The sequence below is a fragment of the [Clostridium] celerecrescens 18A genome (genome assembly GCF_002797975.1).
Taxonomy (GTDB): Bacteria; Bacillota; Clostridia; order Lachnospirales; family Lachnospiraceae; genus Lacrimispora; species Lacrimispora celerecrescens.
This window is the reverse complement of the sequence record NZ_PGET01000001.1, coordinates 3898279-3923917: the sequence shown is the minus strand read 5'-3', so window position 1 is coordinate 3923917 and position 25639 is coordinate 3898279. Positions and strand designations below refer to the sequence as shown.

Here is a 25639-nt window from a genome sequence, read left to right as displayed (position 1 = left end):
AAAGCACATCAATCAGATGGGGTATCCCCCATGGAGCTACATTGATCTGGTCAGCGCTTCCACCGGAGAAATGGCAAAGCGCTATGGGTTCATCTACGTAGAAAAATATGATGATGGAACCGGAGATTTATCCAGAAGGAAAAAGAAATCCTTTGAATGGTATAAGAAGGTAATTGAAACCAACGAAGAGGAACTGGATTAAAATAACAGGGATGATTTCCCTGCTTCATTAAAAGACTGAGTAAGGAAGAGGACATTTTAAGTTTCTGTATGAATCAGGAACTTTAAGATGTCCTCTTTTTGTGGTACTATGATTTTAGTATATTTTTTTACGATTGAAAATGCAGGGACTGAAATTATTCTCTTATATTTCTTTTTTATATTTTATATAATCTACTTATGAATGTGGGGCAAACAGGGGGATTGGACATGGTTAAGATTTTTCTTGCTGAGGATGAAAAAATAGTCCGTGAGGGAATTAAAAATGGTATTCCGTGGGAAAAATACGGATTTGAGTTTGCAGGGGAAGCACCGGATGGGGAGCTGGCATATCCTCTGATTCTAAAGGCAAAGCCTGATATTCTGCTTACTGATATCCGAATGCCCTTTATGGATGGGCTTGAACTGGCTGAGATGGTAAAGAGAGAACTTCCGGACCTTCGCATCATGTTTTTCAGCGGATATGATGACTTTGAATACGCAAAGCGGGCCATAAGGATTGGCGCAGCGGATTACCTTCTTAAGCCTGTAAGCAGCAGCCAGCTGTTAGAGGCTCTGGAGCGTATGAGCGAAGCAATTATCCAGGAAAAAAGTGAGAGGGGCTATAAATTGGAGTTTCTAAAGCAGCAGGAGGAAAGAAAGCGGATGGAGCGGGACCGGCTGTTTGATACCATTGTATCAGGAATCTTAAGCCTTCAGGAGATCCTTTTAAAGGGCCGGGAACACAGTCTGTCCCTTAGCGCACCGGTGTATAATCTGATTTTATTTCAGGCAAGGGTCTCCGGCAGTCAGGAGCAGTTTACGGATCAGGTTGTTATGTTTGATGAGATGATCAAGGACCGATTTGAGAACAGGGCAGAAGTCATCGTATTTAACCGACTGACAGAAGGGTATGCATTTCTGGTCATGGGAAACGATTGGGAAGACTTAGATAGAAAGACCACTGCCTGCCAGGAGCTTTTGGTACGACTTGTGGAGTCCAGCCCAGGCATGGAATATTTCGGGGGAATTGGCGTTCCGGTATACAGGCTCAGTGAACTGAGAACCTGTTTTAAGGCGGCCAGTAGAGCCTACGCCTGCCGCTACATGCTGGAATACAACCAGCTTCTTACGGCAGAGGCAGCCGTCCGGCTTCATGATGATTCAGGAACCATCAGCCTGGAAGGTATGGACATAACCAAACTTAGCCGGGATATTGTTCCTAATTTCCTTAAAAATGGTTCGATATCTGAGGTAAAGTATTTTCTGGAAGAATATTTAGAGGCTTGCGGCAGTAATTTTAAGTCCCTGATCTTCCGGCAGTATTTGCTGATGGATGTTTATCTTGCTGTCATTGGTTTTGTCACCCAGCTTGGTTTTGAGCCGGAGCAGGTTTTAAAGGAATTTGGAGATGGAAAGACCTTAAAGCCTTGTGTGGGATCTGAGGAAGGGGCAGTAAAGTACGCCAGGGAGATCCTTAAAAAGGCCATCACCCTCCGTACCACCTGTTCTCAGAAAAAGTACCGCCTGGTTCTTGATCGATCCAAGGATTACATTGAAGGCCACTATAAGGATGAGGACATTTCTTTAAATGTGGTAGCCTCCAGCGTGAATATAAGCCCTAATTACTTCAGCACCATATTCAGTCAGGAAATGGGTATTACATTTGTGGAATATTTAACAAAGGTCCGTATGGAAGCGGCTAAGGAACTGCTTTTAAAGACAGACCTTCGGGCCTCGGAAATCGGGTATCAGGTGGGGTATAAAGATCCTCACTATTTCAGCTACATATTTAAAAAGACTCATGGAATTACGCCGAAAGCATTCCGGTCAGGAGGCAGAAATGATACGAAAACGTGATTCAATCAAAGCTAAATTACAATCTATGCAGGCAATCGTATTTATCCCGGTCATTATTATGATTGGGATATTGCTGTATATGATGGCGTGGCAGAATGAACAGTATCGGCAAAGCATCCGGAACTTAACTATGGCTACGGAGTTTAATTTTGACTTTAAATCCAACATCGATTATAAGATGTACCGAATTGTCATAGGCGCGGACACCTTTGATTCTTTAAATCCCTATGAAGAGCTGGAAAATTCCCGGAGATTGTTTGAACAGTTAAAGGATTCCACTCCTCAGGAAAACAGCAAAAAGGGGTTAGATGGGATCATCATTCTGATCGGAATTCTGGAAAAGAGGATTGAAGACATCCGTACCAGCAATATTATCGGTGATTATGACCGGAATATGGAGCGCCTGGATAAGGATATTTACATAATCACTGAACTGATTCAAGAAACCATGTCCGATTATATTTACAACGAAACAAAGACCTTAGAATCCACCCGTTTAAAGCTGGACTCTCAGACAAAGAGGGTCATTGCCTCATGTATCGTGGTTTCCGCTTACATCATCGTGTTTTTAATCGTTTCTTTTTCTTCCTTTGGAAAGAAGATTACAAAACCCATTGAGGAACTGTGTCAATATACCATGGTGCTTGCAAACGGCAGCTTAAAGGTCAATGCGCCCAAAAGTAATATACGTGAGATCCAGATGCTAAGCGACCAGTATGATCACATGGTGATCCGGATCGGGGAGCTGATTGAACATATTAGGGAAGAACAGGAGCTCAAGAGAAAAACCGAATTAAAGCTTTTGCAGGCTCAGATCAATCCTCATTTTCTTTATAATACCCTGGATACTATCGTCTGGCTGGCAGAGGGGAAACGTCATCAGGATGTGGTGGACATGATTACGGCCCTTTCTTCCTTTCTGCGGATGGGGCTTAACAATGGAAAGGATTTTATCACCATCAGGGGGGAGGCGGAACATGTAAAGAGCTACCTTCAGATCCAGCATTTCCGCTATGAGGACATTATGGATTATGAGATCGATTTTAAGGAGCAGATCATGGACTTCTCTACGTTGAAACTGACTCTGCAGCCGATTGTGGAGAATGCCCTTTACCATGGGATTAAGAATTGCAGGAAAAAGGGCTTTCTAAAGATCAGCGGCTGGCAGGAGGAAGAGGACATTCTGCTAAAGGTGGAGGATAACGGCATCGGAATGAAGCCGGAAGAACTTGAAAAAATGCAGAGACTAGTGCGAAACGGCGGGGAAGACTTAGGGTTGCGGGAAGGATTTGGAATTGCCAATGTGGCAGAGAGGATCCGGCTTAATTTTGGTGAAACCTATGGGGTTTCCATCGAAAGCGAGTATGGGGTGGGAACCTCTGTTACCGTCAGGATCCCGGCTGCTTTAAAGGGGAACAGATAAAAATCAACCTTTTTCTGAAAAAATCCAACCTTGTTTTGGAATGACCGGCAAAGGCGTAAGAATCTCAACCGTTTACAAAAGATATTGCATTGAGAAGAAAGCCGGTAACCGCTATGATACTGGTAGTTACTAAGAAAAGTAAACACATCTATCATTTTGGAGGGAACGGATATGAAGAAAGGATTACTGGGCATGATGACGGCGGCTGCCATGACTGCAGCTATGGTTTTATCCGGATGCAGCGGTTCTCAGACTGCAGCGACCACCGCGGCGCCGGCAGGAGGGGAAACAAAAACAGAGGCGGCTAAGACTGAGGCAGCCAAGACAGAGGCAGCCAAGACAGAGGCACCCAAGACAGAAGAAAAAAAAGATTTGCTTGTGGTAGGTTTTTCCCAGGTAGGAGCGGAATCTGACTGGAGAACAGCTAACACGGAATCCATGAAATCCACGTTTACGGAAGCGAACGGGTACAAGTTGATATTCGATGATGCACAGCAGAAGCAGGAAAACCAGCTAAAGGCTGTCCGTAACTTTATCCAGCAGGATGTGGACTATATTGTGATTGCACCGGTGACGGAAACGGGCTGGGATACGGTTTTACAGGAAGCAAAGGATGCGGGGATTCCGGTCATCATCGTTGACCGTATGATCGATGTTTCCGACGATTCCCTCTATACTGCATGGGTCGGTTCCAATTTCCTTCAGGAAGGTTATGATGCAGTAGCATGGCTTGGTGATTACTTAAAGAAAAACAACCGTTCAGATGATGACATCAACATCGTAACTCTACAGGGAACCATTGGTTCTTCTGCTCAGATCGGACGTACCGACGGCGTGGAAGAGAAGATGAAAGATTATCCAAAGTGGAAGATGCTGGAGCGGCAGACAGGAGAATTTACTCAGGCCAAGGGACAGGAAGTAATGGAATCCTTCTTAAAGACCTATCAAGATATTGACGTTGTGATTGCAGAAAATGACAACATGGCCTTTGGAGCCATTGACGCTATTAAGGCGGCAGGAAAGACCTGCGGGCCCAAGGGCGATATCATCATCATTTCCTTTGACGCGGTTGCGGCTGCATTTGATTCCATGATTGCCGGTGATATGAACGTTTCCGTAGAATGTAACCCGCTTCATGGCCCCCGCGTGGCTGAAATCATTCAGAAGCTGGAAAAGGGTGAAAGCGTAGATAAGATCGCCTATGTACAGGAAGGAGTATATCCGGCTGATACGGCGGCTCAGGAAAAACCAAAGAGAGCCTATTGATCCACAGGGCTTTAGAGCCGTAAGCAGAAGTGAATCTGGATAAACAGGTGCAGGGGAATGGAGGACGGAGGTTTAAAGTCCTCCGCTCTGCACCTTTTTTGATCCCTGAATTTGCCGGTTTCAGCAGGACGGGGGAGGAAAGGAAGGGATTCTATGCCCAATGAAATCGTATTAGCCATGCGAAGTATATCAAAAACATTTCCAGGTGTGCAGGCCCTTGATCATGTAGACTTCACGTTGAGAAGGGGAGAGATCCATGCGCTGATGGGGGAAAACGGAGCCGGAAAATCCACCCTTATTAAAGTTCTGACAGGTGTGGAGGAGTTTGAATCAGGAGAAATCACCATTGACGGGTTTAAAGGGAATATGATCAATCATTCTCCCCAGGAGGCCCAGGCTCATGGGATCAGCACGGTCTACCAGGAGGTCAATCTCTGCCCCAATTTATCCGTAGCCGAGAATTTATTCATTGGCAGGGAGCCGAAGCGGGCAGGCATCATCGACTGGAAAACCATGAACAAGAAAGCGAAAGATTTAATGGAGAGTCTGGATATCCATATAGATGTGACAAGGGCTCTGGAGAACTATTCCATCGCTTTGCAGCAGATGTTTGCAATTGCCAGGGCAGTGGATATGTCCGCAAAGGTTTTGATTCTTGACGAACCCACCTCTTCCTTAGATGACAATGAGGTGGAGAAGCTATTCCGTCTGATGGACCGCCTCAAATCAGAAGGGGTAGGAATCATTTTTGTCACACATTTCCTGGAACAGGTATATGAGGTCTGCGATAAGATCACCGTTTTGAGAAATGGGGCTCTGGTTGGAGAGTATGAAACGGAAAAACTGCCCAGAGTACAGCTGGTAGCCAAGATGATGGGAAAAGATTTTGACGATCTGGCTGCCATAAAAAAAAGTGGAGAGGCAAAGGAACGGTCCGGGGAATTGGTGATCGATGCACAGGGGATCGGGAAGCAGGGAACTATAAAGCCCTACGACTTAAAGGTCCGTAAAGGGGAGGTAATTGGCCTTACCGGGCTTTTAGGATCCGGACGCTCGGAGCTTGCCAGGAGCCTTTATGGAGCGGATAAGCCGGACAGCGGGGCGTTAAAAGTAAACGGCCGGCCGGTTTCGGTGGCGGCTCCCCTTGACGCCATGATGGCTGGTATGGCGTATCTTCCGGAAAACCGGAAGGAGGAAGGGATCGTGGCGGATCTATCGGTACGTGACAATTTGATTTTGGCGCTTCAGGCAAAGAAGGGAATGTTCCGGCCTTTTGGACAAAAAGAGCAGGAGGAGCTTGCAGATAAGTATATAGAACTATTACAGATAAAGACAGCTAACAGGGAGACTCCTGTAAAAAGCTTAAGTGGAGGAAACCAGCAGAAGGTGATTTTAGGAAGATGGCTCCTTACGGACCCGGATTTTCTCATACTAGATGAACCCACCAGAGGGATCGATGTCGGTACCAAGACAGAGATTCAGAAATTGGTGGTAAAGCTTTCAGAGGAGGACAAGGCCGTAATGTTTATCTCTTCGGAGGTAGAGGAAATGCTGCGTACCTGCAGTCGTATGGCCGTACTCCGGGATGGGCAGAAGGTGGGAGAGCTTAAAGAAGGCGAACTGGACCAGAATAATATTATGAAGGCAATTGCAGGAGGTGCGGGAGATGAATAAGCTGATCGTGTTTGTGAAGAAACTAACTGGAACCCGCTTGTTTCTGCCACTGTTCTGCCTTGTTCTGGTGCTGTTGTCAAACCTTATCAAAACACCGACTTTTTTTCAGGTAACAATAAAAAACGGTGTTTTATACGGTTATATTATCGATGTGATCAACCGGGCTAGTGATCTGGTGATCCTGTCTGTGGGAATGACCATGGTTGTAGCGGCTTCCGGGGGGACGGATATTTCTGTGGGAGCGGTCATGTCTGTGGCCGGAGCCGTTTGCTGCTATATTCTGGCAGGCGGGCTGCAGACCGTGAATGAGTTTCAAAATCCCTATATATTAGGTGTGCTGGCAGCGGTTTTTGCAGGTATGTTATGCGGATGCTTTAATGGATTCCTGGTGGCGAAGATGAAGATCCAGCCCATGGTAGCGACCTTGATTCTGTTTACGGCAGGTCGGGGTATGGCACAGCTGATCACCAGAGGGCAGATCACCTACATTCGGGTGGAATCTTATAAAATGCTGGGATCCAGCATTCCCGGGATTCCTGTTCCAACTCCCGTATTCGTGGCACTTCTGGTAGTGATCCTTACTTACGTATTACTTAAAAAGACTACGCTGGGGCTTTATATCCAGACGGTAGGAATCAACTCCAGGGCTTCCAGACTCATGGGAATCAAATCTTCCAGGATCATCTTTCTGTCCTATGTATTCTGCGGCCTTTGCGCCGGCGTATCCGGCCTTGTTGCATCTTCCAGAATCTATTCGGCAGACGCCAACAACATCGGGCTTAATCTGGAGCTAGATGCGATCCTTGCAGTAGCATTAGGAGGCAATAGCCTGGGAGGCGGTAAGTTCTCTCTCCTTGGAAGTGTCATTGGTGCCTACACCATTCAGGCTTTAAGTACCACCTTATACGCCATGGGAGTCTCTCCGGACCAGATACCGGTTTATAAGGCAATCGTTGTGGTGATCATCGTTGCCCTTCAGTCAACGGAGCTTAAAAAAATGGCAAAAAGATACCAAACAGGCCGTGAAGTGGGAAAGAAGGTGGCATAAATGAAGAACAGAGGGAAGACAGACGGAAAAATATTTCTGCTTATGATCACCATTGCCCTTTTCGTGACAATGTACATAGCCGGAATCATAATTTTTAACAGCAAAGGATTTGCAAAGCCCCAGGTATTTTTAAACCTTTTCATTTCCAATGCCGGTCTGATCGTGATTGCGGCAGGCATGACCATGGTCATGATCACAGGAGGGATTGATATTTCCGTTGGTTCTGTGGTGGCCCTTACCTGCATGATGCTGGCCTGGATGATGGAAGTAAAGGGAATTGGAGCTGTTCCGGCTCTTTTGACTGTTCTGGTCATAGGCATCTTTTTTGGCCTGGCCCAGGGATTTTTTATTGCATACCTAAAAATACAGCCATTTATCGTGACCCTGGCAGGAATGTTCTTTGCCAGAGGCATGACGGCCATCATCAGCCAGGAAATGATCAGCGTAAAGAATGAGCTGTTTTTAAAATGGGCGAAGAGTAAAATTAATTTGACCTTTCTCGGAGGAACCGTAAATAAAAAGGGTGTGGTGAACTATCCCTTCCTTTATCCAAGCGTTATCATCGCGTTGGTGGTATTGGTGCTGGTCTTCGTGGCTCTAAAATATACGAAGTTCGGGCGGACGATTTATGCGGTAGGCGGAAACGAGCAATCTGCGCTGATGATGGGGCTAAATGTAAAGCGCACAAAGCTTTTGGTGTATGTCATAAACGGCTTTTTATGTGCATTAGGCGGATTTCTGTTCTGTTTAAATACCTGTGCGGGCTTTGTGGAACAGGCAAAGGGTTTTGAGATGGAAGCCATCGCATCGGCAGTTATTGGGGGGACACTGCTTTCCGGAGGTGTGGGAAATGTGTTCGGAAGCCTGTTTGGGGTCTTAATAAAGGGAACCATAGAGACATTCATTACCTTCCAGGGGACGCTTTCATCCTGGTGGACGAAGATCACCATTGCGGCGCTGCTGGCATTTTTTATTCTTCTTCAAAGCCTGTTTGCCAAGGCAAAGGAGAAGTAAAATTCCCAAGAGAAAGATATGGATAGGCGGGAACCGCTGCCTGACGGGATTGTGACCGTTGGACAGAGGCTCCCGTCTATTGATTATCCGCAGTCACTCTCAGTGAAAAACCGGGTAAAATAATCAGATTTTGTTGACATAGGACCTTGTTCCATATTAAAGTTATGATACTCTGTTTAAGGCAGAAAATCTACGTTACGGAGGTATAACAGAAAAGCGCGCTTTTACTGGAAGAACTTATGAAAAAATTTATCGGAAATAAGGCGTTTTACAGAATGGTGTTAACAATCGCCATTCCCATTATGGTTCAAAATGGGATCACAAACTTTGTCAGCCTGCTGGATAATATTATGGTGGGTATGGTAGGGACAGAGCAGATGTCCGGCGTGGCTATTGTAAACCAGCTGATCTTTGTCTTTAACATCAGTATTTTTGGAATCATATCGGGAGCAGGTATCTTCGGCGCCCAGTTCTTTGGCTGCGGAAGGCATGACGGAGTGCGGCATACATTCCGGTTTAAAATCATCTGCTGCGCGCTTCTGTCTGCGGTTGCAGTGGCTTTGTTCTACTTCTTAGGAGAAGATATGATTGCCATGTATCTCCATGGAGAGGGGAATGATGCGGAGCTTGCGACAGCACTGATGCATGGAAGGCGGTATATGCTTGTCATGCTGATTGGTTTGGTACCCTTTGCGATTGAGCAGGCTTATGTCAGTACTTTGAGGGAGTGCGGGGAAACGGTAGTACCCATGAAAGCCGGAATTGTGGCAGTCCTGGTAAATCTTGTGTTTAATTATATCCTGATTTTTGGAAAGCTTGGAGCCCCGGTTCTGGGTGTAATGGGGGCGGCAATAGCAACCGTTATGGCCAGATTCGTAGAAGCAGCGGTCATAATAGTCTGGACTCATAGGAACCCGAAAAAGAATCCGTTTATTTCAGGAGCTTATAACAGCTTTTATATACCGGCTGGCCTTGTGAGGAATATCTTTATTAAGGGGACACCTCTTATCGTAAACGAAGCCCTTTGGGCTGCGGGAGTGGCAACTTTGATGCAGTGCTACTCTGTGAGGGGATTGACTGCTGTGGCAGGCCTTAATATATCCTCAACCATAGGAAATGTATTTAATGTGGTTTACTTAGCCCTTGGAAGTGCGGTCTCTATCATTGTGGGACAGCTTTTAGGAGCCGGAAAAATGGAAGAAGCCAGGGATACGGACACGAAACTGATTGCCTTTTCCATTGGTTCTTGCGTGTTCATGGGAGGACTTTTAGCAATCACAGCCCCTCTGTTCCCTATGATCTACAATACCACGGACGAGGTCAGGAGCCTGGCCGTCCAGTTTATCCGCATACTGGCTTTGTGTATGCCAATGAACGCATTCATGAACGTGGCTTATTTTACCCTGCGATCCGGTGGAAAGACGTTTATCACCTTTTTGTTTGACAGTGTTTTCATGTGGGTGGTCAGCATTCCGGTTGCCTATACTCTCAGCCGGTATACTATCATTCCTATCGTACCGCTATATTTCATGTGCCAGATGGTGGAGATCATAAAATGCATTGTTGGCTTTGTGCTGGTGAAAAAAGGCGTGTGGATCCATAACATTGTGTTGGGGCAGGAAGATTAAATAAGTTAATGAGAAATAATTTCAAGAAATCTCTTGTATTTCATTTTCGTTTGTGATAATATAAAAGTAGTTAGCTTGAACTAACTACATGTGAATATTCTATACATCAGACGAACCCTCTGATGATACCTTCAATTGACCCGTGAGGGATCATGACTCCTCCAATAAGCCGCTCCTGTTACCGCATGACAGGAACGGCTTTTTTGGCACGGCTCGATATGATGTAGAAGTTGTAATAACCTGGACAATACGATATAATTGGAAGAGACTTGAGTTTGGAGGAATTACATGAAATCATTAATTATAGCGGAAAAACCGTCGGTGGCCAGGGATATTGCCCGGGTCCTTCACTGCAATAGGAATAACAATGGAGTAATCGAAGGGGAAAATTATGTGATCACTTGGGGACTTGGCCATCTGGTGACGCTTGCTGACCCTGAAGACTATGATCCCAAATATAAGGAATGGAAGATAGAGAATCTTCCCATGATGCCGGACCAGTTCCGGCTTGAAGTGATCAAGCAGACCGGCAAGCAGTACCGTGTGGTAAAAACCCAGATTCACCGTGCAGATGTAGGTGAAATCATCATTGCTACGGATGCCGGGCGGGAAGGGGAGCTTGTAGCCAGACTGATTCTTGAAAAGGCGGGGAATAAGAAGCCCATAAAAAGGCTCTGGATCTCTTCCGTTACGGATAAGGCCATTAAGGAAGGCTTTGCAAAATTAAAAAATGGCCATGAATATGATAACTTATACGATGCCGCCATGTGCCGTGCCGAAGCGGACTGGCTGGTAGGTATCAATGCAACCAGGGCGCTGACCTGCAAATACAACGCCAGCTTAAGCTGCGGCCGGGTGCAGACCCCCACGCTTGCCATCATCGCAAGGAGAGAAGAGGAAATCAAAAGTTTTGTTCCCAAGCCTTACTACGGCATTACTGCCAAATGTGCAGCTCCGGCCCTTTCCTTTACCTGGCGGGATGAGAAATCAAAGAGTTTCCGTTCCTTTGATAAGGACCGGGTGGAATCCCTTCTAAATAAAATGAAAGCCCAGGGTGAGGGCGTGGTCACAGAGGTAAAAAGCGTTCCGAAGAAGATGGAATCTCCCCAGCTTTATGATTTAACGGAGCTGCAGAGGGAAGCCAACCGAAGGTTCAACTATTCTGCAAAAGAGACGTTAAATATCATGCAAAGGCTTTATGAAAACCACAAGGTCCTCACCTACCCCAGAACAGACTCCAGGTATTTAAGCTCGGACATCGTTCCATCCATCAAGGAAAGACTGGAAGCCTGCGGTGTTGGTCCGTACCGGAAGCTGGCCGGAAGGCTGATGAACCAGAGGATCCAGGCAGCTCCCTCTTTTGTAAACGACAAGAAGGTGACAGATCATCATGCCATCATTCCTACGGAACAGTTTGTCCAGATGGAACATATGACCATTGATGAGCGGAAGATCTATGATCTGGTGGTCCGCAGGTTCCTGGCGGTACTATATCCTCCATTTGAATATGAACAGACAGAAATTACCCTGGATTTAGGAGGAGAAACTCTTGCGGCCAGAGGAAAGACCGTAAAGGCACTGGGTTGGAAGGAAGTTTATGAAACTCAGGATGAGGAAGACGAGGAGCAGGAATTAAAAGAGCAAAATCTTCCTGTTATGAAAAAGGGGGACCGGCTTGCAGGGCTTACAGTTACCATGACCGAAGGAAAGACAAAGTCCCCGTCACCCTTTCAGGAAGCGACCCTTCTTTCGGCCATGGAAAATCCGGTTTCTTATATGGAAACAAAAGACCGTGATATGGCAAGGACCCTGGGAGAAACAGGGGGACTTGGGACCGTGGCCACAAGAGCGGATATCATTGAAAAGCTGTTTTCCAGCTTTCTTTTAGAACGGCGTGGGAAGGACATCTATTTGACCTCCAAGGCCAAACAGCTGCTCACTCTTGTACCGGAGGATCTAAAGAAACCGGAGCTGACGGCTGAATGGGAGATGAGACTTTCCGAAATTGCTGGGGGGAAATTAAAACGGGCCGCGTTTATGAAGGACATCAGACAGTATTCCGGTGATCTGATTCATCAGATCAAGTCAGGCGAAGGCAGTTTTAACCATGACAACTTAACCAACCACAAATGCCCGGTCTGCGGCAAACGGATGTTGGCAGTTAAAGGAAAAAACAGCGAGATGCTGGTCTGCCAGGATAGGGAGTGCGGGCACCGGGAAACAGTTTCCAGAACCAGCAATGCAAGATGCCCGGTCTGCCATAAGAAGCTGGAGCTTAAGGGAAAAGGAGACGGACAAATCTTTGTCTGCAAATGCGGCTACAAGGAAAAGCTTTCTAACTTTAAGGAACGGCGTGCCAAGGAAGGCGCCGGGGTATCCAAAAAGGATGTGGCAAAGTATTTGAACCAACAGAAAAAGGAAGCGGATAAGCCCATCAATTCAGCCTTTGCAGATGCGTTTGCAAAGCTGAATCTGGGAGGAAATGAGGATTAACTGGTTCGCTGATCGACCAAGTCACGGCCTGGACAAAGGGAGGCCGTGACAAAGGACCATGTAGTATAGGAAAAGGATGTCTCAAGTCAGACATCCTTTTTGTGAATACCGGATCAAAATTAGGTAAAAATTTAGTAAAATTTTACTTTACTTATTGACGCTGACAGAAACTGCAATTATAATGAAAATTGGAAGGTGAGGATATAGATTATGGCTACAATAAAAGAAATTTCGCAGCTTGCGGATGTATCCATTGCAACGGTATCAAGGGTATTAAACCAGGATGATACCATTGTGGTGAGTCCGGAAGTGAAAAAAAGGATATTCAGAATTGCCCACGAGTTAAAATATGTCCCACCCAGGAGGCGTCATGCGCAGAAAGAAAGAGGAATTGTTATAGGAGTTGCTGACTGGCATATTATCCGGAAAGACCGGACCAACATCAGGCTTTCTTCCCTGGACCTAATCGTAAAGTCCATGTCAGGAAAAAATGATGTGCGGTTTGAGCGGCTGGATAAAAACCAGCCTGGACAGTACGACGGTATCATGGCCTTCGGCGTTTTTTCTGAGGAAGAGATGGAGTTTCTGCGTATGCAGAGTTTTGCCATCGTATTCATCAATTCAGATCCAAAGGATTATGAGTATGACAGCATTGTCATGGACTTTAATAAGGGAATCCATGAAATGCTGGACTATCTTATGGACCAGAAAAAATACTGCAGCGTAGGCTATATCGGAGGAATTTATGAAGAAGGCCAGGTAAGAATCGGTTACCGGAGACTGGAAGGAATCCGGGGAGCTTTTATGCAGAGAGGCTTTTATGAGGAAGAGAATTTTTACATAGGCGATATCAGCAGGGAAAGCGGTTATCATCTGGCAAAGCAGGCAATCCAGTCAGGCCGTCTGCCGGAAGCGGTGCTCTTAGGAAGCGAAGAGGTCGCGGAAGGTGCTTTGGAAGCATTTCAGGATGCAGGACTTCGCGTGCCAAAGGATGTGGCAGTGGTCATCTATAAGGACATTGAGACCCTGGAATCCAAATGGCCCTCGTACACAAAGGTCCGGATGTTTCCTGATATCGTGTGGCAGACAGCGATCAAGCTTCTGCTGGAACAGATCCAGGAAGGCCGTAAGGACAATATGACAATTTATCTCCCGACAAAGCTAGAGGTAGGGGACAGTGCGTGATGACTCATGATCCCAAGAACCGATGAATCACACAAAAAGGAGAGCAGTATGAAAAAAACAGTTTCTGTATTAATGGCAGCAGCACTTTGTGCAGCAATGATCGGCGGATGTTCTGGCGGCAGCCAAACAGGAGCCACAACCGCAGCAGGGACCGAGGCAGCGTCTTCTGCAGCAGGAGAAACCACAAAGGCGGAGGCAAAAGCTGAGAACAAGAAGGTCGACAAACTGAATGTATACTTTGTTCCTTCCAGAGAGCCGCAGGAGATCGTAACCGCCACAGAGCCTTTAAAAGACATGCTGAAGTCAGAGCTGGGAAAAGAAGGCTATGATATCGGGGAAGTAGTAATTACGGTTGGAACCAGCTATGAAGCGGTTGGAGAGGCTCTTTCCGCAGGTACTGCAGATATCGGTCTGATTCCTGGAGGTACTTATGTCCTTTATGATGATGGCGCAGAAGTGATTCTTACGGCCACCAGGGATGCATTAAGCAAGAATTTTGATTCCGCAAAGGACTGGAATGATGGTAAGGCAACCGAGGGAACCACAGATCAGGCAACTTCCTACCGCGCGCTTATTATTGCAGGACCTTCTGAAAAGGGGAAAGCATTGTCAGATAAGGTAAACAAGGGCGAAGCATTGACCTTTGAGGATTTAGACGGAGCAAACTGGAGCGTTATGTCATCCTCTTCACCGGCAGGATACATTTATCCCTCCTTATGGCTTCAGGATAATTTCCAGAAGAATATTTTAAATCTTTCCCATGCAGTTCAGTCTGATTCTTATGGAAGCGCATTTGCAAGACTTGCTTCCGGGCAGGTGGATGTTCTCTGTACCTATGCGGACGCCCGCAGGGATTATGAGGAGAAATGGAAATCTGAATACGGAAGAGCCGGCTCCATCTGGGAAGAAACAGGTGTAATCGGTGTGACTCCTCCTATTTTCAATGATACGGTCAGCGTGAGCAAGACCTCTAAAATCATGGATGATGCGTTTATAAAGGCAGTACAAAACGCATTTATCAACATTGGCAACACGGAAGAGGGCAAGAAAGTCATCGCCATCTACAGCCACAATGGATATAAGCCTGCACAGAGCGCTGATTATGACAATGAACGTGCGGCACAGAAGATGATTAAGGAATTAAATGCGAAATAAATAATACACACAGGCTGCGGAGGCGTCGTAAACGGAATACATTTGCGGCGCCTCCGAACTCTATCCTGGGAAATGAGGAAAATATGATTGAATTTAATCAGGTGGGCAAAAAGTATCCCAATGGCTTTCATGCCTTAAAAGATGTTAACTTAAAGATTGAGCAGGGGGAATTTGTAGCGATCATCGGTCTTTCCGGTGCCGGAAAGTCTACCCTTCTCCGTACCATTAACCGCATGCATGATATCACGGAAGGAAGTTTGACCGTAGATGGAACCGATGTAATGCAGTTAAAAGGAAAGGAGTTAAGGCGATTCCGCCGCAGAATCGGCATGATCTTCCAGTCCTTTAACCTGGTGACCAGAACCCTGGTCATTAATAATGTTCTTATGTCTAAGGTGCCGGAACTGCCGTTTATAAAGGCTCTGTTCGGCATATATCCAAAGGAGGATAAGCTGGGGGCTTTAGAGGCACTCGACAAGGTGGGAATCCTGGATAAGGCGTTTGTCCGTGCGGATCAGCTGTCAGGAGGCCAGCAGCAGAGGGTCGCGCTTGCAAGGACCCTGGCTCAGAATCCCCAGATCATCCTGGCGGATGAGCCGGTGGCTTCCCTTGACCCGGTTACGGCTAAACAGGTTATGGGAGATTTTTTAAGGATCAATAAGGAAATGAACATTACCATCCTGTTAAATATTCACCATGTGGATCTGGCGCTCCAGTATGCAAGCCGCGTTGTAGGCATACGGGCCGGTCAGATCGTATACGATGGCCCTTCCACTGAAGTCACCCAGGATATTTTAAATGAAATATATGAAGGAAAAGAAGAGGAGGCGGCAGGATGAGTTTATATGACAAGATATTTCCGCCCAGGAAAATCGAATTGTCCAGCGGAAAGACCGTCTTTCGGCCGGCTTCCAGGCTTCCTCTGATCGCTTTGATCCTGGTGTTTTTAACCGTGCTTTCCGTGAAAATCACCGGCTTTGACATGAAGGTCTTGTTGGAAAGGGGAAATCAGTTCTTTGTTATATTAGGAATGATGGTTCCTCCGGCATTTTCCTATAGCTCTCAGGTGTGGAAGCCTTTGTTTGACACCATCAAGATGTCGCTTCTGGGGACCGTGATTGGTGCGGTGCTGGTCATCCCCTTTGCTATGGCTGCTTCTACCAATATTATAAAAAGTTCTGCAGTCGTCAGCATCATGAGATTGTTCTTAAGCATTGTGAGGACTCTTCCTACTCTGGTGACCGCTCTGATCGCCACTTATGTGTTCGGCCTGGGCACCCTGGCAGGAACTACGGCCATTACCGTTTTCACCTTTGCCTATATGGGTAAGATTTTATATGAAGAGATCGAAACTGCCGATATGGGAGCCTTTGAGGCCATGGAAGCCATAGGAGCCACCAAGGTCCGGGCCTTTGTGAGCGCCATCATTCCCCAGGTACTTCCTTCCTATATATCCAATGGATTGTTTTGCTTTGAAGGTAATGTCCGCTATGCAGCGATTTTAGGCTACGTAGGCGCAGGCGGCCTTGGGCTGATTCTGAATGAGAAATTAGGCTGGAGAGAATACCCCAGTGTGGGCATGATTCTTATCATGCTGTTTGTTGCCGTATTTTTAATTGAGTCGGTGAGCCGTTACTGCCGCCGGAAACTGGTGTAGGAGGGCCGACTGATGAATAAACAGATTGAAAAAGCATATGAAGAACGCCCAAGAAACACCGTTTACCGGATAACCGTGTCCGTGGTTGTCCTGGCCCTCGTTCTATGGTCCGGCTCTGCCGTGGATTTTTCAGGAAGCGGACTTGGAGGGCTAAAGATTGCCGGAAATATTTTAAACGGGATTTTTCACCCGGACAGGAAACTGCTGTTTAATTTAACCGTACAGGGAGTTCCCTACCTTCTTTTGGAAACGGTCTGCATAGCATTTTTAGGAACCATTGTGGGGGCATTTCTTGCCATTCCCTTGTCCTTTTTATCAGCATCTAATTTGATGCCGGCTCCCATAGCCTATTTAAGCCGTTTGGTGATCATGGCGGTGAGGACCATTCCGGCCTTTGTATATGGCCTTATGTTCATCCGCGTCAGCGGACCCGGTGCATTTACCGGACTTTTAACCATGTCCGTCTGCTCCATTGGTATGGTATCCAAAATGTATATTGAAGCCATCGAGGATCTGGACACCAGGATTCTGGAATCCTTAGATGCCTGCGGCTGCAATACGTTCCAGAAGATTCGGTATGGAATCCTGCCCCAGCTGATTCCCAATTTTGCATCTACGGTGATCTACCGGTTCGATATTAACTTAAGGGATGCAACGGTTCTGGGACTGGTGGGAGCCGGAGGCATAGGTGCGCCCCTGATCTTTGCCATGAATGCCTACCGGTGGAATGAAGCGGGAGCTATTCTGGTCGGCCTTGTGGTTTTAGTTCTTATCGTGGAATACATATCCACCAAAATACGCGTAAAGCTGGCCAGGGGGTGATCAGTTGGAGAAACAGGCAAGAATTTATTACACCTCGGATGTGCACGGATACCTGTTCCCCACCTCTTACGGTGACAGAGAAGAACGGCCCATGGGACTTCTAAACTGCATCTCCAACTTTCAAAAGGATGGAAATACTCTTGTATTTGACGGAGGAGATACGTTGCAGGGGGCGCCCTTTGCCACCTATATCACTTCCAGAAAGGAAGCTGTCCCTGGAATAAACCCCATAGCAAGGGTATACAATGAGGCAGGTTATGATGCCGTTGTTCCAGGAAATCATGATTTTAATTTTGGCTATGAGTGTCTTGCAGAATACGTTCAGGCACTGAAAGGAATCTGCCTCTGTGCCAATGCCTTAGACTTAGAAGGAAATGCCCGGATATCAAGAAGCCATGTCTTTACGCTGGAAAACGGGCTTCGCCTGGGAGTGACCGGTGTTGTGACAGATTATGTTAACGTATGGGAGCAGCCGGAACATTTAGAGAAGATCCATATTACTGATGCTTTTGAAGCGGCTGCAAATGAGCTGCAAAATCTGAAAAGCCAGGCAGATGTCACCGTTTGCATCTATCACGGCGGCTATGAATGTGATCTTGACAACGGAATGGTTTTAAGTACATCAGGAGAAAATGTGGGCTGCCGCATTTTAAAGGAGCTGGATTACGACATCCTTTTGACAGCCCACCAGCACATGTCAGTTCCAGGAAGAGATCTATTCGGAACCCATACCCTGCAGCTGGCTCCTAATGCCGCACAGTATGCCTGTCTGGATATCAGGCTCGAAAATGGGAAGGTCTCGGTGAAATCTTCCGTCTGCCCTGCCGGGGAAGTTCATGGGAAAGAGCCTTATGAGTCTCTGCTTCCTCTGGAGGAGGCAGTCCAGGAATGGCTGGATGTGGACATCGGCCGTTTAAAGGAGCCTGTTCCGGAAAAGAGCAAGCTTGATATGGCACTCTATGGGTCGCCCATTGCAGATTTTTTCAATCAGGTTCAGCTTGACTATACGGGAGCGGATATCTCCTGTGTTGGCCTGGGAAATTCGCCCATCAGCCTGCCGAGTCATGTGACCATGCGGGACCTGGTGCGGGTCTATCCGTTTTCAAATACCCTTGTGGTCCTTGAGATAAAGGAAGAGTCTATGAAAAAGGCTTTGGAGCGCTGCGCCGAATATTTTACTTTAAAACATGGGAATATAGAGATATCAGACGTGTTCTTAAAGCCTAAAGTGGAGCATTATAATTACGATTATTTTTCCGGGATCACCTTTGAAGTGGACTTAAAAGAGTCTGTGGGAAACCGGGTGAAGAAGATCCTGTATAAGGGAGAACCTTTTGCAGGCCGCACCTTAAGCCTTTGCATGAGCGATTACCGGGCCAGCGGCACGGGAGGTTATGAGGTATACAGGGAATGCCGGGTCATAAAACGCATTGGAACAGAGGTTCCGCAGATGGCCCTGGAGTATTTGCGTAAGCATTCTGTGGTGGAGATTGCTAATAACGGCGGTATGATTCTGCTATAATAGAAATGCCAGGCCCTAAAATCAATGAAAATGAAAGAATTAATTTATTTTTTTAACCAGTAAATTTAATAAATTAGTTTATCAGGCCGTTCTTCTGAAATTCCTTGACAAAAAACTGCTCTTCCATTAGTCTAACCCTATACCGGAGACGGCAGAAAACTTTAAGGCAACGAAGCCATAACATTGTGCATTGGCACAAAGGGTTATGGCTTCATTTTTTTATCTGGATTAAAAAGGAGGAGCTGCAATTATGGATCATGGAGATTTGGCCTGGCTTTTGATCAGTTCGGCACTGGTTTTTATTATGACGCCGGGGCTGGCATTTTTTTATGGAGGTCTGGTAAAACGCAAAAATGTTATTAATATGATGATGTCATCTGCCATCATCATGGGAGTCGGATCTGTTATGTGGGTTTTGATTGGTTTTTCCCTGTCTTTCAGCGGTGACCTGGGAGGAGTCATCGGTGATTTAAGATGGACCGGTCTCAATTTCAACACTTTTAAGGACACCGCTCTGCCTTATCCCAATACCTTGGCTTTTCCCATATTCCAAATGATGTTTGCCATCATCTCCCCGGCGTTGATCACGGGAGCCATTGCGGAGCGAATGAAGTTTGCTTCCCTCGTTATTTTCATGGTGCTCTGGTCGTTGATCGTCTATTATCCCCTGGCTCATATGGTATGGGGAGGAGGCTATTTATTCCGGATCGGCTCTGTTGATTTTGCAGGAGGAAATGTGGTACATATAAGCTCCGGGGTCAGTGCACTGGTACTCTCCATTCTCCTTGGCAAACGAAAGAACCTGGGAAAAGCGCCTTACCATCCTCACAATATTCCATTTGTATTTCTGGGTGCTTCCCTGCTCTGGTTTGGCTGGTTTGGCTTTAACGGCGGCAGTGCCCTGGCGGCAAATGAGCTGGCTGCCCACGCATTTATGACGACCAACACTGCAGCGGCCTCTGCCCTCCTTTCCTGGGTACTTGTGGAGGTTATAAAGAACGGAAAGCCAACCCTTGTGGGTGCTTCCACCGGAATGGTCATCGGCCTGGTGGCCATAACTCCCGGTGCCGGCTTTGTACCGGTCTGGGCGGCAATCATTATCGGAGGACTTGTCAGCCCTATTTGTTATTTTTTTATCGACTACGTGAAGTCCAGATTCGGCTATGACGATGCCTTAGATGTATTCGGATGTCACGGGATCGGCGGTATCTGGGGCGGGATTGCCACCGGTATATTTGGGAAAACCAGTATTAATCCGGCGGCGGCCTGGAACGGCCTTGCATTTGGTGAAGCCGCTCTTTTCCTCCGCCAGCTGGCGGCCATTGGGATCACCATTGTGATTGCTGTTATAGGTACTCTGATTGCTGCGAGGATTACATCGCTTGTTACGAAAGGAATTAAGGTTTCAAGAAAAGAGGAAGCTCTCGGACTTGATATCTCGGAGCATGGAGAAACCGCTTATCCTGCATTTAACGGTATGGATTAAAAAGGAGGGTCGCCATATGAAAAAAATAGAAGCTTATATCCGTCCGGAGAAACTGGAGGAAATTAAGGAAGTCATAGATAAGCTGAACTTAAATGGCTTAAGCGTTATGCAGGTCATGGGCTGTGGAAACCAGAAGGGCTGGACGGAGTTTGTCCGGGGCGTTGAAGTGGATTACAACTTTCTTACAAAAATCAAAATCGAGACGGTGGTGCCCGAGGAACAGGCGGAGGCTGTTGTCGCCTGTATCGTAGATAAGGCGTATACCGGAGAATTTGGCGATGGGAAGATATTTATATCCGATGTACAAGATGCCATCAGGATCCGCACTGGAGAAAGGGGAGTTGACGCGGTCAAATAAGGAAGATCCTTTTTTCTGCCTTGCTTCTGATAAATCTGGGGCAGGGCAGTGAAGTAACCTTTCTTTCATTTTCAAGTAATGGTTCTGGATTTTAACCTCATCAGGAAGCAAAGCGGATTGCAGATGTCCGATTGACTGTCTAATAATTCTACATTCGTTCCCACATTTATTTTGCCAAATTATACATTTACTCATGTCTAAAAGCCTTGTCAAGGTATCAAATATCGACGCAAAGGTCATAATTTATATTGTCCCCGTTGAAAGAATATTCATTTTTAAGTATAATAGCATTATTACATTAATGAAAAAGAGATAAAACCATGGAGGAATTATGAGCATCAGGGTTGTAGCAGTGGATAACTCAGAGGAATTATTAATCAAGCTGACTCGTATTTTAAAGGAAATAGACGGAATTGAGCTGTGCGGAAGCTTCAATGAAGCCATTACAGCCATACAATATGTGAAAGAAAATCCGGTAGATATGGTGTTTTCGGATGTGGTCATGCCGGATATCAGCGGGATTACTCTTGCAGCTAAGCTGTATGAACTTCCGGACCCGCCGGAGGTAGTACTTCTTTCCGGCATTCCCGGCTTTTCGCTGGAAGCCTGGAAGATACGGGCTTTTGGCTTTATTATTAAGCCCTATACAAAATTGCAGATTATTAAAATGATTGATCAATATAAAATGTATAAAAGAGTAGTCATATCTAGCATGTAAAAAATAGCAGGCGGTGATTTTTGCCTTCACAGAGAAGGATAAGTCTGGATATAATGGTTAAACAGTCAAAAGGGGTTTTTGCGTTTTATGTAACGCAAAAACCCTTAAAAAATCATTTCAAATTTACGGAAAGCCTTGTATTTCCTTACTTTTTGTAATTTAATGGACGAACCCAGATGACTATGATATAATGTTAAGACAGTGAAAAAGAGAACCCTTTTTTCCATAAGGAGAAAGATATGAAAGAAAAGTTCAAAATAAAGGGACAGCTAAGGACGTATATGCAGTGGCCGCTTTATCTAAGCGCACTGCTGATCGCCGCCAATACGGTGATCGGCGCTGCCAGTACAAAGGCGGGTATAATTATGGCCGTTTTTACGCTTTTGTATGTTGGTATAGCAGTCTGGCTTTATACTTACAGAAGGAGACTTCTGATGAGCGGCCTTGTGGAATTTTCTGCGGAATATTCCTGGATGCAGAAGCAGCTTCTTACTGATCTGGAACTTCCGTATGCAATGGCGGATGTTGACGGAAGGATTCTCTGGGGGAATACAGCGTTTTCAGAGGTGTTAGGGGAAGAAAAACCTCTAAAGGTCACAAAAAAGAACCTCATGACTATTTTTCCGGAGATTACGAAGGAAGTGTTAAAGCTTAACGATGGAATGGCCGTTTTGCATGCTGCACGCAATGAAAGGAAATACCAGATCCGCTTAAAAGCTGTCTATATGAAAGATTCACCGGAAGCGATTATTTCATCCGTTGGAGTGGAGGCTGCCGGACAGATGCTCGTGGCAGTCTATCTTTTTGATGAAACGGACATTCTCTCCTATAAACAGATGGTAGATGATCAGAAAATGGTGGCCGGTCTTATCTATCTGGATAATTATGATGAGGCGTTAGAGAGTGTGGAAGAAGTACGCCGTTCTCTGCTTACGGCCCTCATTGACCGGAAGATCACGAAGTACATTTCCAATATGAACGGAATCGTTAAGAAACTGGAAAAAGATAAGTATTTTATTTCCATAAAACAGTCCTATATCACCGAGCTGAAAGAAAACCGTTTTTCCATTCTGGAGGAAGTGAAAACCGTCAATATCGGCAATGAGATGGCGGTGACTCTAAGCATTGGCCTTGGTATGAACGGGGATAGCTATTCCAGAAATTACGAGTTCGCAAGAATCGCTATTGATATGGCTCTTGGTCGGGGCGGTGACCAGGCGGTGATCAAGGATGGCGAACGGATCCAGTATTTTGGAGGCAAGGCCCAGCAGGTAGAAAAGACCACCCGCGTGAAGGCCCGTGTAAAAGCTCACGCTCTCAGAGAGCTGATGGAAACAAAGGACCGGCTTCTGATCATGGGGCACCGTTTAACAGATATTGATGCCTTTGGCGCTGCAGTTGGAATTTACCGCATTGCCACGGCCATGGATAAGAAGGCCCATATCATTATTAATGAAGTGACGACCTCGGTACGCCCTATTCTTGATCGTTTTGTAGGGAATCCCGATTACCCGGAGGATTTATTCCTGACCGGATCCAAGGCAGCAGAGCTGGTGGATGCCAACACTCTTTTGGTGGTGGTGGATGTAAACCGTCCCAGCATTACCGATGCCCCGGAGCTTTTGCGTCTAGTAAAGACGATTGTGGTTCTGGACCATCACAGGCAGAGCAGTGAGATCATTGACAATGCGGTCCTGTCTTATGTAGAGCCATATGCTTCCTCCTCCTGTGAAATGGTAGCGGAGGTCCTGCAATACATTGCAGACGGTATTAAAATCAAATCGGCAGAAGCAGATGCCCTGTATGCAGGCATCGTCATTGATACCAATAATTTTACCAATCAGACGGGTGTCAGGACCTTTGAAGCGGCAGCTTTCTTAAGAAGAAACGGCGCGGATGTGGTCCGTGTGCGGAAGATGTTCCGTGATGACCTGGAAGATTACAAGGCAAAGGCAGAGGCTGTCCGGGAGGCAGAGATTTTCGAGGGCTGCTTTGCCATCAGCGTATGTTCCTCGGTAGGAATCGGAAGCCCCACGGTTGTGGGAGCTCAGGCGGCCAATGAGCTGCTTGACATAGCCGGGATCAAGGCCTCCATTGTTATGACAGATTATAATCATGCGGTGTATATAAGCGCCCGTTCCATTGATGAAGTCAACGTGCAGGTCATGATGGAAAAACTGGGCGGCGGCGGACACCGTACCATCGCAGGCGCACAGCTTGCAGGAGTCAGCATTGAAGAAGCCAGAACCCGCGTAAAAGCGGTTATTAAAGAGATGTTAGAGAAGGGAGACATATCATAATGGAAGTTGTATTATTAGAAGACGTAAAGGCATTGGGCAAGAAGGGACAGATCGTTAAGGTTAACGACGGATATGCAAGAAATTTCATTCTCCCTAAAAAGCTGGGAATCGAAGCAACGGCTAAGAATTTAAATGACTTAAAGCTACAGAAGGCCAATGAGGCCAGGGTTGCAGCGGAACAGCTGGAGGCGGCAAAGGAGCTTGGAGCCAAGCTTTCAGAAGCAACGATCACCTTATCCATTCGGGCAGGAGAGGGCGGAAGAGCCTTTGGCTCCGTATCAGGAAAGGAAATTTCCGCTGCCATTAAGAATCAGCTGGGCTATGATATTGATAAAAAGAAGCTGGTCCTTCCTGAACCGCTTAAAACCTTTGGTTCCCATGAGGTTCCAATCAAGCTTCATAAAGATGTAACTGCAAAACTGAATGTTAAGGTAGTGGAAAGCTAGGAGGCATAAACATGGATGATGCCCTGATCAAACGGGTACTCCCTCACAGCATCGAAGCAGAGCAATCTGTTATCGGTTCCATGCTGATGGACCGGGATGCAATCATCACGGCTTCCGAGATCGTTACAGCAGGAGATTTTTACCAGCACCAGTATGGCATCATGTTTGAGGCCATGCTGGAGCTTTTTAATGAGAATTTACCGGTGGATTTAGTGACTCTTCAAAACCGTTTAAAGGTAAAGGATGTTCCTCCCGAAGTTTCAAGTCTGGACTTTGTCAGGGATATCATTACCACAGTCCCTACATCTGCCAATATAAAGTCCTATGCGAACATTGTCCGTGATAAAGCGGTTCTAAGGCGGCTTATTAAGGTAAATGAAGAAATAGCCAATACCTGCTACGCAGGAAAGGAACCCTTAGAAACCATTATGGCTGTCACGGAAAAGACCATATTTGATCTGCTCCAGAACCGCAGCTCAGGAGATTTCGTACCCATCCGCCAGGTTGCCATGAATGTTCTGGAAAAAATCGAAGAGGCTTCCAAAAACCAGGGAACTGTAACCGGAATTCCCACAGGCTTTATTGACTTAGATTATAAGACCTCCGGCCTGCAGCCTTCAGATTTCGTCCTCATCGCCGCACGACCCTCCATGGGAAAGACGGCATTTGTGCTGAACCTGGTAGACCATATCGCTGTAAAAAAAGGTCTGCCCTGTATGGTATTCAGCCTGGAGATGTCCAAGGAACAGCTGGTAAACCGTATGCTTGCCATGGAATCCAATGTAGATTCCCAAAAGCTTAGAACCGGAACCTTATCCGATTCCGACTGGGATGCTGTGGTAGAGGGAATCGGTGTTATCGGCAATTCCAAGCTGATCATAGACGATACCCCTGGAATCTCCATCGGTGAACTGCGTTCCAAGTGCCGTAAGATGAAGCTGGAATACGGTCTTAGTGTAGTCATCATCGACTACCTGCAGTTGATGAGCGGAAGCGGAAAAGGCGGCGACAACCGCCAGCAGGAGATCTCAGAAATCTCCAGATCCTTAAAAGCCCTGGCAAGAGAGATGAACGCTCCTGTAATCGCCTTATCCCAGTTAAGCCGGGCCTGCGAAACAAGACCAGACCACCGCCCCATGCTTTCCGACCTCCGAGAATCCGGAGCCATCGAGCAGGATGCCGACGTGGTTATGTTCTTATACCGTGATGATTATTATAATAAAGATACGGATATGCCTAATATTGCGGAAGTAATTATAGCAAAACAGAGAAACGGTCCGATCGGAACGATCAATCTGGCCTGGAGACCTGAATATACAAAGTTTGCAAACATGGCCAAGCAATGAGCAGGATAGAAGAAGAGAGTCCTCTGGTCCCGGAAAAGCA

At 46.4% G+C, this 25639-nt stretch carries 20 protein-coding genes and 1 pseudogene; all 21 read left to right on the top strand.

All coding sequences use genetic code 11. The annotated features are described in order from the left end of the window. Window positions 1–7 precede the first annotated feature (7 nt). Window positions 8–202, top strand: a pseudogene (locus H171_RS17820) (family 1 glycosylhydrolase); the annotation flags it as partial. 227 nt (window positions 203–429) lie between these two features. Next, window positions 430–2058, top strand: coding sequence for a response regulator transcription factor (locus H171_RS17815; RefSeq protein WP_166433631.1), 1629 nt, complete (start codon window positions 430–432; stop codon window positions 2056–2058). Continuing rightward, entirely contained in the window at window positions 2042–3481 is a 1440-nt protein-coding gene (locus H171_RS17810) for a sensor histidine kinase (protein ID WP_242976985.1), read from the top strand. The genes H171_RS17815 and H171_RS17810 overlap by 17 nt, the downstream gene beginning before the upstream one ends. Before the next feature lie 171 nt (window positions 3482–3652). Then, window positions 3653–4747, top strand: a complete 1095-nt coding sequence (locus H171_RS17805) for an ABC transporter substrate-binding protein (RefSeq protein ID WP_100306330.1) — start codon at window positions 3653–3655, stop codon at window positions 4745–4747. Window positions 4748–4900: 153 nt separating this feature from the next. Further along, window positions 4901–6421 (top strand): sugar ABC transporter ATP-binding protein, encoded by a 1521-nt coding sequence (locus H171_RS17800; protein WP_100306329.1) that lies wholly within the window; start codon window positions 4901–4903, stop codon window positions 6419–6421. Further along, complete coding sequence (locus tag H171_RS17795) at window positions 6414–7469, top strand: ABC transporter permease (RefSeq protein ID WP_100306328.1); 1056 nt, start codon at window positions 6414–6416, stop codon at window positions 7467–7469. Before H171_RS17800 ends, H171_RS17795 begins: the two co-directional genes overlap by 8 nt. Then, window positions 7470–8483 (top strand): ABC transporter permease subunit, encoded by a 1014-nt coding sequence (locus tag H171_RS17790; RefSeq protein WP_100306327.1) that lies wholly within the window; start codon window positions 7470–7472, stop codon window positions 8481–8483. A gap of 239 nt (window positions 8484–8722) precedes the next feature. Further along, window positions 8723–10111: an MATE family efflux transporter gene (locus H171_RS17785; protein ID WP_100306326.1), complete on the top strand. Its 1389-nt coding sequence runs from the start codon at window positions 8723–8725 to the stop codon at window positions 10109–10111. A 288-nt stretch (window positions 10112–10399) separates the two neighbouring features. After that, a complete protein-coding gene (locus H171_RS17780) occupies window positions 10400–12604 on the top strand; it encodes a DNA topoisomerase III (protein ID WP_100306325.1) in 2205 nt (734 codons plus the stop codon). Between the two features lie 210 nt (window positions 12605–12814). Then, window positions 12815–13789: a LacI family DNA-binding transcriptional regulator gene (locus H171_RS17775; RefSeq protein ID WP_100306324.1), complete on the top strand. Its 975-nt coding sequence runs from the start codon at window positions 12815–12817 to the stop codon at window positions 13787–13789. A 48-nt stretch (window positions 13790–13837) separates the two neighbouring features. Next, a complete protein-coding gene (locus H171_RS17770; RefSeq protein ID WP_100306323.1) occupies window positions 13838–14944 on the top strand; it encodes a phosphate/phosphite/phosphonate ABC transporter substrate-binding protein in 1107 nt (368 codons plus the stop codon). Window positions 14945–15027: 83 nt separating this feature from the next. Then, a complete protein-coding gene (phnC, locus tag H171_RS17765; protein ID WP_100306322.1) occupies window positions 15028–15783 on the top strand; it encodes a phosphonate ABC transporter ATP-binding protein in 756 nt (251 codons plus the stop codon). Next, a complete protein-coding gene (gene phnE / locus H171_RS17760; protein ID WP_100306321.1) occupies window positions 15780–16601 on the top strand; it encodes a phosphonate ABC transporter, permease protein PhnE in 822 nt (273 codons plus the stop codon). Before phnC ends, phnE (H171_RS17760) begins: the two co-directional genes overlap by 4 nt. Window positions 16602–16613: 12 nt before the next feature. Beyond that, on the top strand, window positions 16614–17423 hold the full coding sequence (gene phnE / locus H171_RS17755; protein ID WP_100306320.1) for a phosphonate ABC transporter, permease protein PhnE: 810 nt from the start codon (window positions 16614–16616) through the stop codon (window positions 17421–17423). Between the two features lie 4 nt (window positions 17424–17427). Next, window positions 17428–18945 (top strand): bifunctional metallophosphatase/5'-nucleotidase, encoded by a 1518-nt coding sequence (locus tag H171_RS17750; RefSeq protein ID WP_100306319.1) that lies wholly within the window; start codon window positions 17428–17430, stop codon window positions 18943–18945. 250 nt (window positions 18946–19195) lie between these two features. Next, window positions 19196–20431, top strand: coding sequence for an ammonium transporter (locus H171_RS17745; RefSeq protein WP_100306318.1), 1236 nt, complete (start codon window positions 19196–19198; stop codon window positions 20429–20431). A gap of 16 nt (window positions 20432–20447) precedes the next feature. Further along, entirely contained in the window at window positions 20448–20789 is a 342-nt protein-coding gene (locus tag H171_RS17740) for a P-II family nitrogen regulator (protein WP_100306317.1), read from the top strand. Window positions 20790–21120: 331 nt separating this feature from the next. Next, window positions 21121–21507: a LytR/AlgR family response regulator transcription factor gene (locus H171_RS17735; protein WP_100306316.1), complete on the top strand. Its 387-nt coding sequence runs from the start codon at window positions 21121–21123 to the stop codon at window positions 21505–21507. A gap of 239 nt (window positions 21508–21746) precedes the next feature. Beyond that, the gene (locus H171_RS17730) at window positions 21747–23807 is read left to right on the top strand and encodes a DHH family phosphoesterase (RefSeq protein WP_100306315.1); all 2061 of its coding nucleotides are present in this window, start codon (window positions 21747–21749) and stop codon (window positions 23805–23807) included. Then, the gene (gene rplI / locus H171_RS17725; protein WP_100306314.1) at window positions 23807–24253 is read left to right on the top strand and encodes a 50S ribosomal protein L9; all 447 of its coding nucleotides are present in this window, start codon (window positions 23807–23809) and stop codon (window positions 24251–24253) included. The genes H171_RS17730 and rplI overlap by 1 nt, the downstream gene beginning before the upstream one ends. A gap of 11 nt (window positions 24254–24264) precedes the next feature. Next, a complete protein-coding gene (gene dnaB, locus H171_RS17720) occupies window positions 24265–25599 on the top strand; it encodes a replicative DNA helicase (protein ID WP_100306313.1) in 1335 nt (444 codons plus the stop codon). Window positions 25600–25639: the final 40 nt, after the last annotated feature.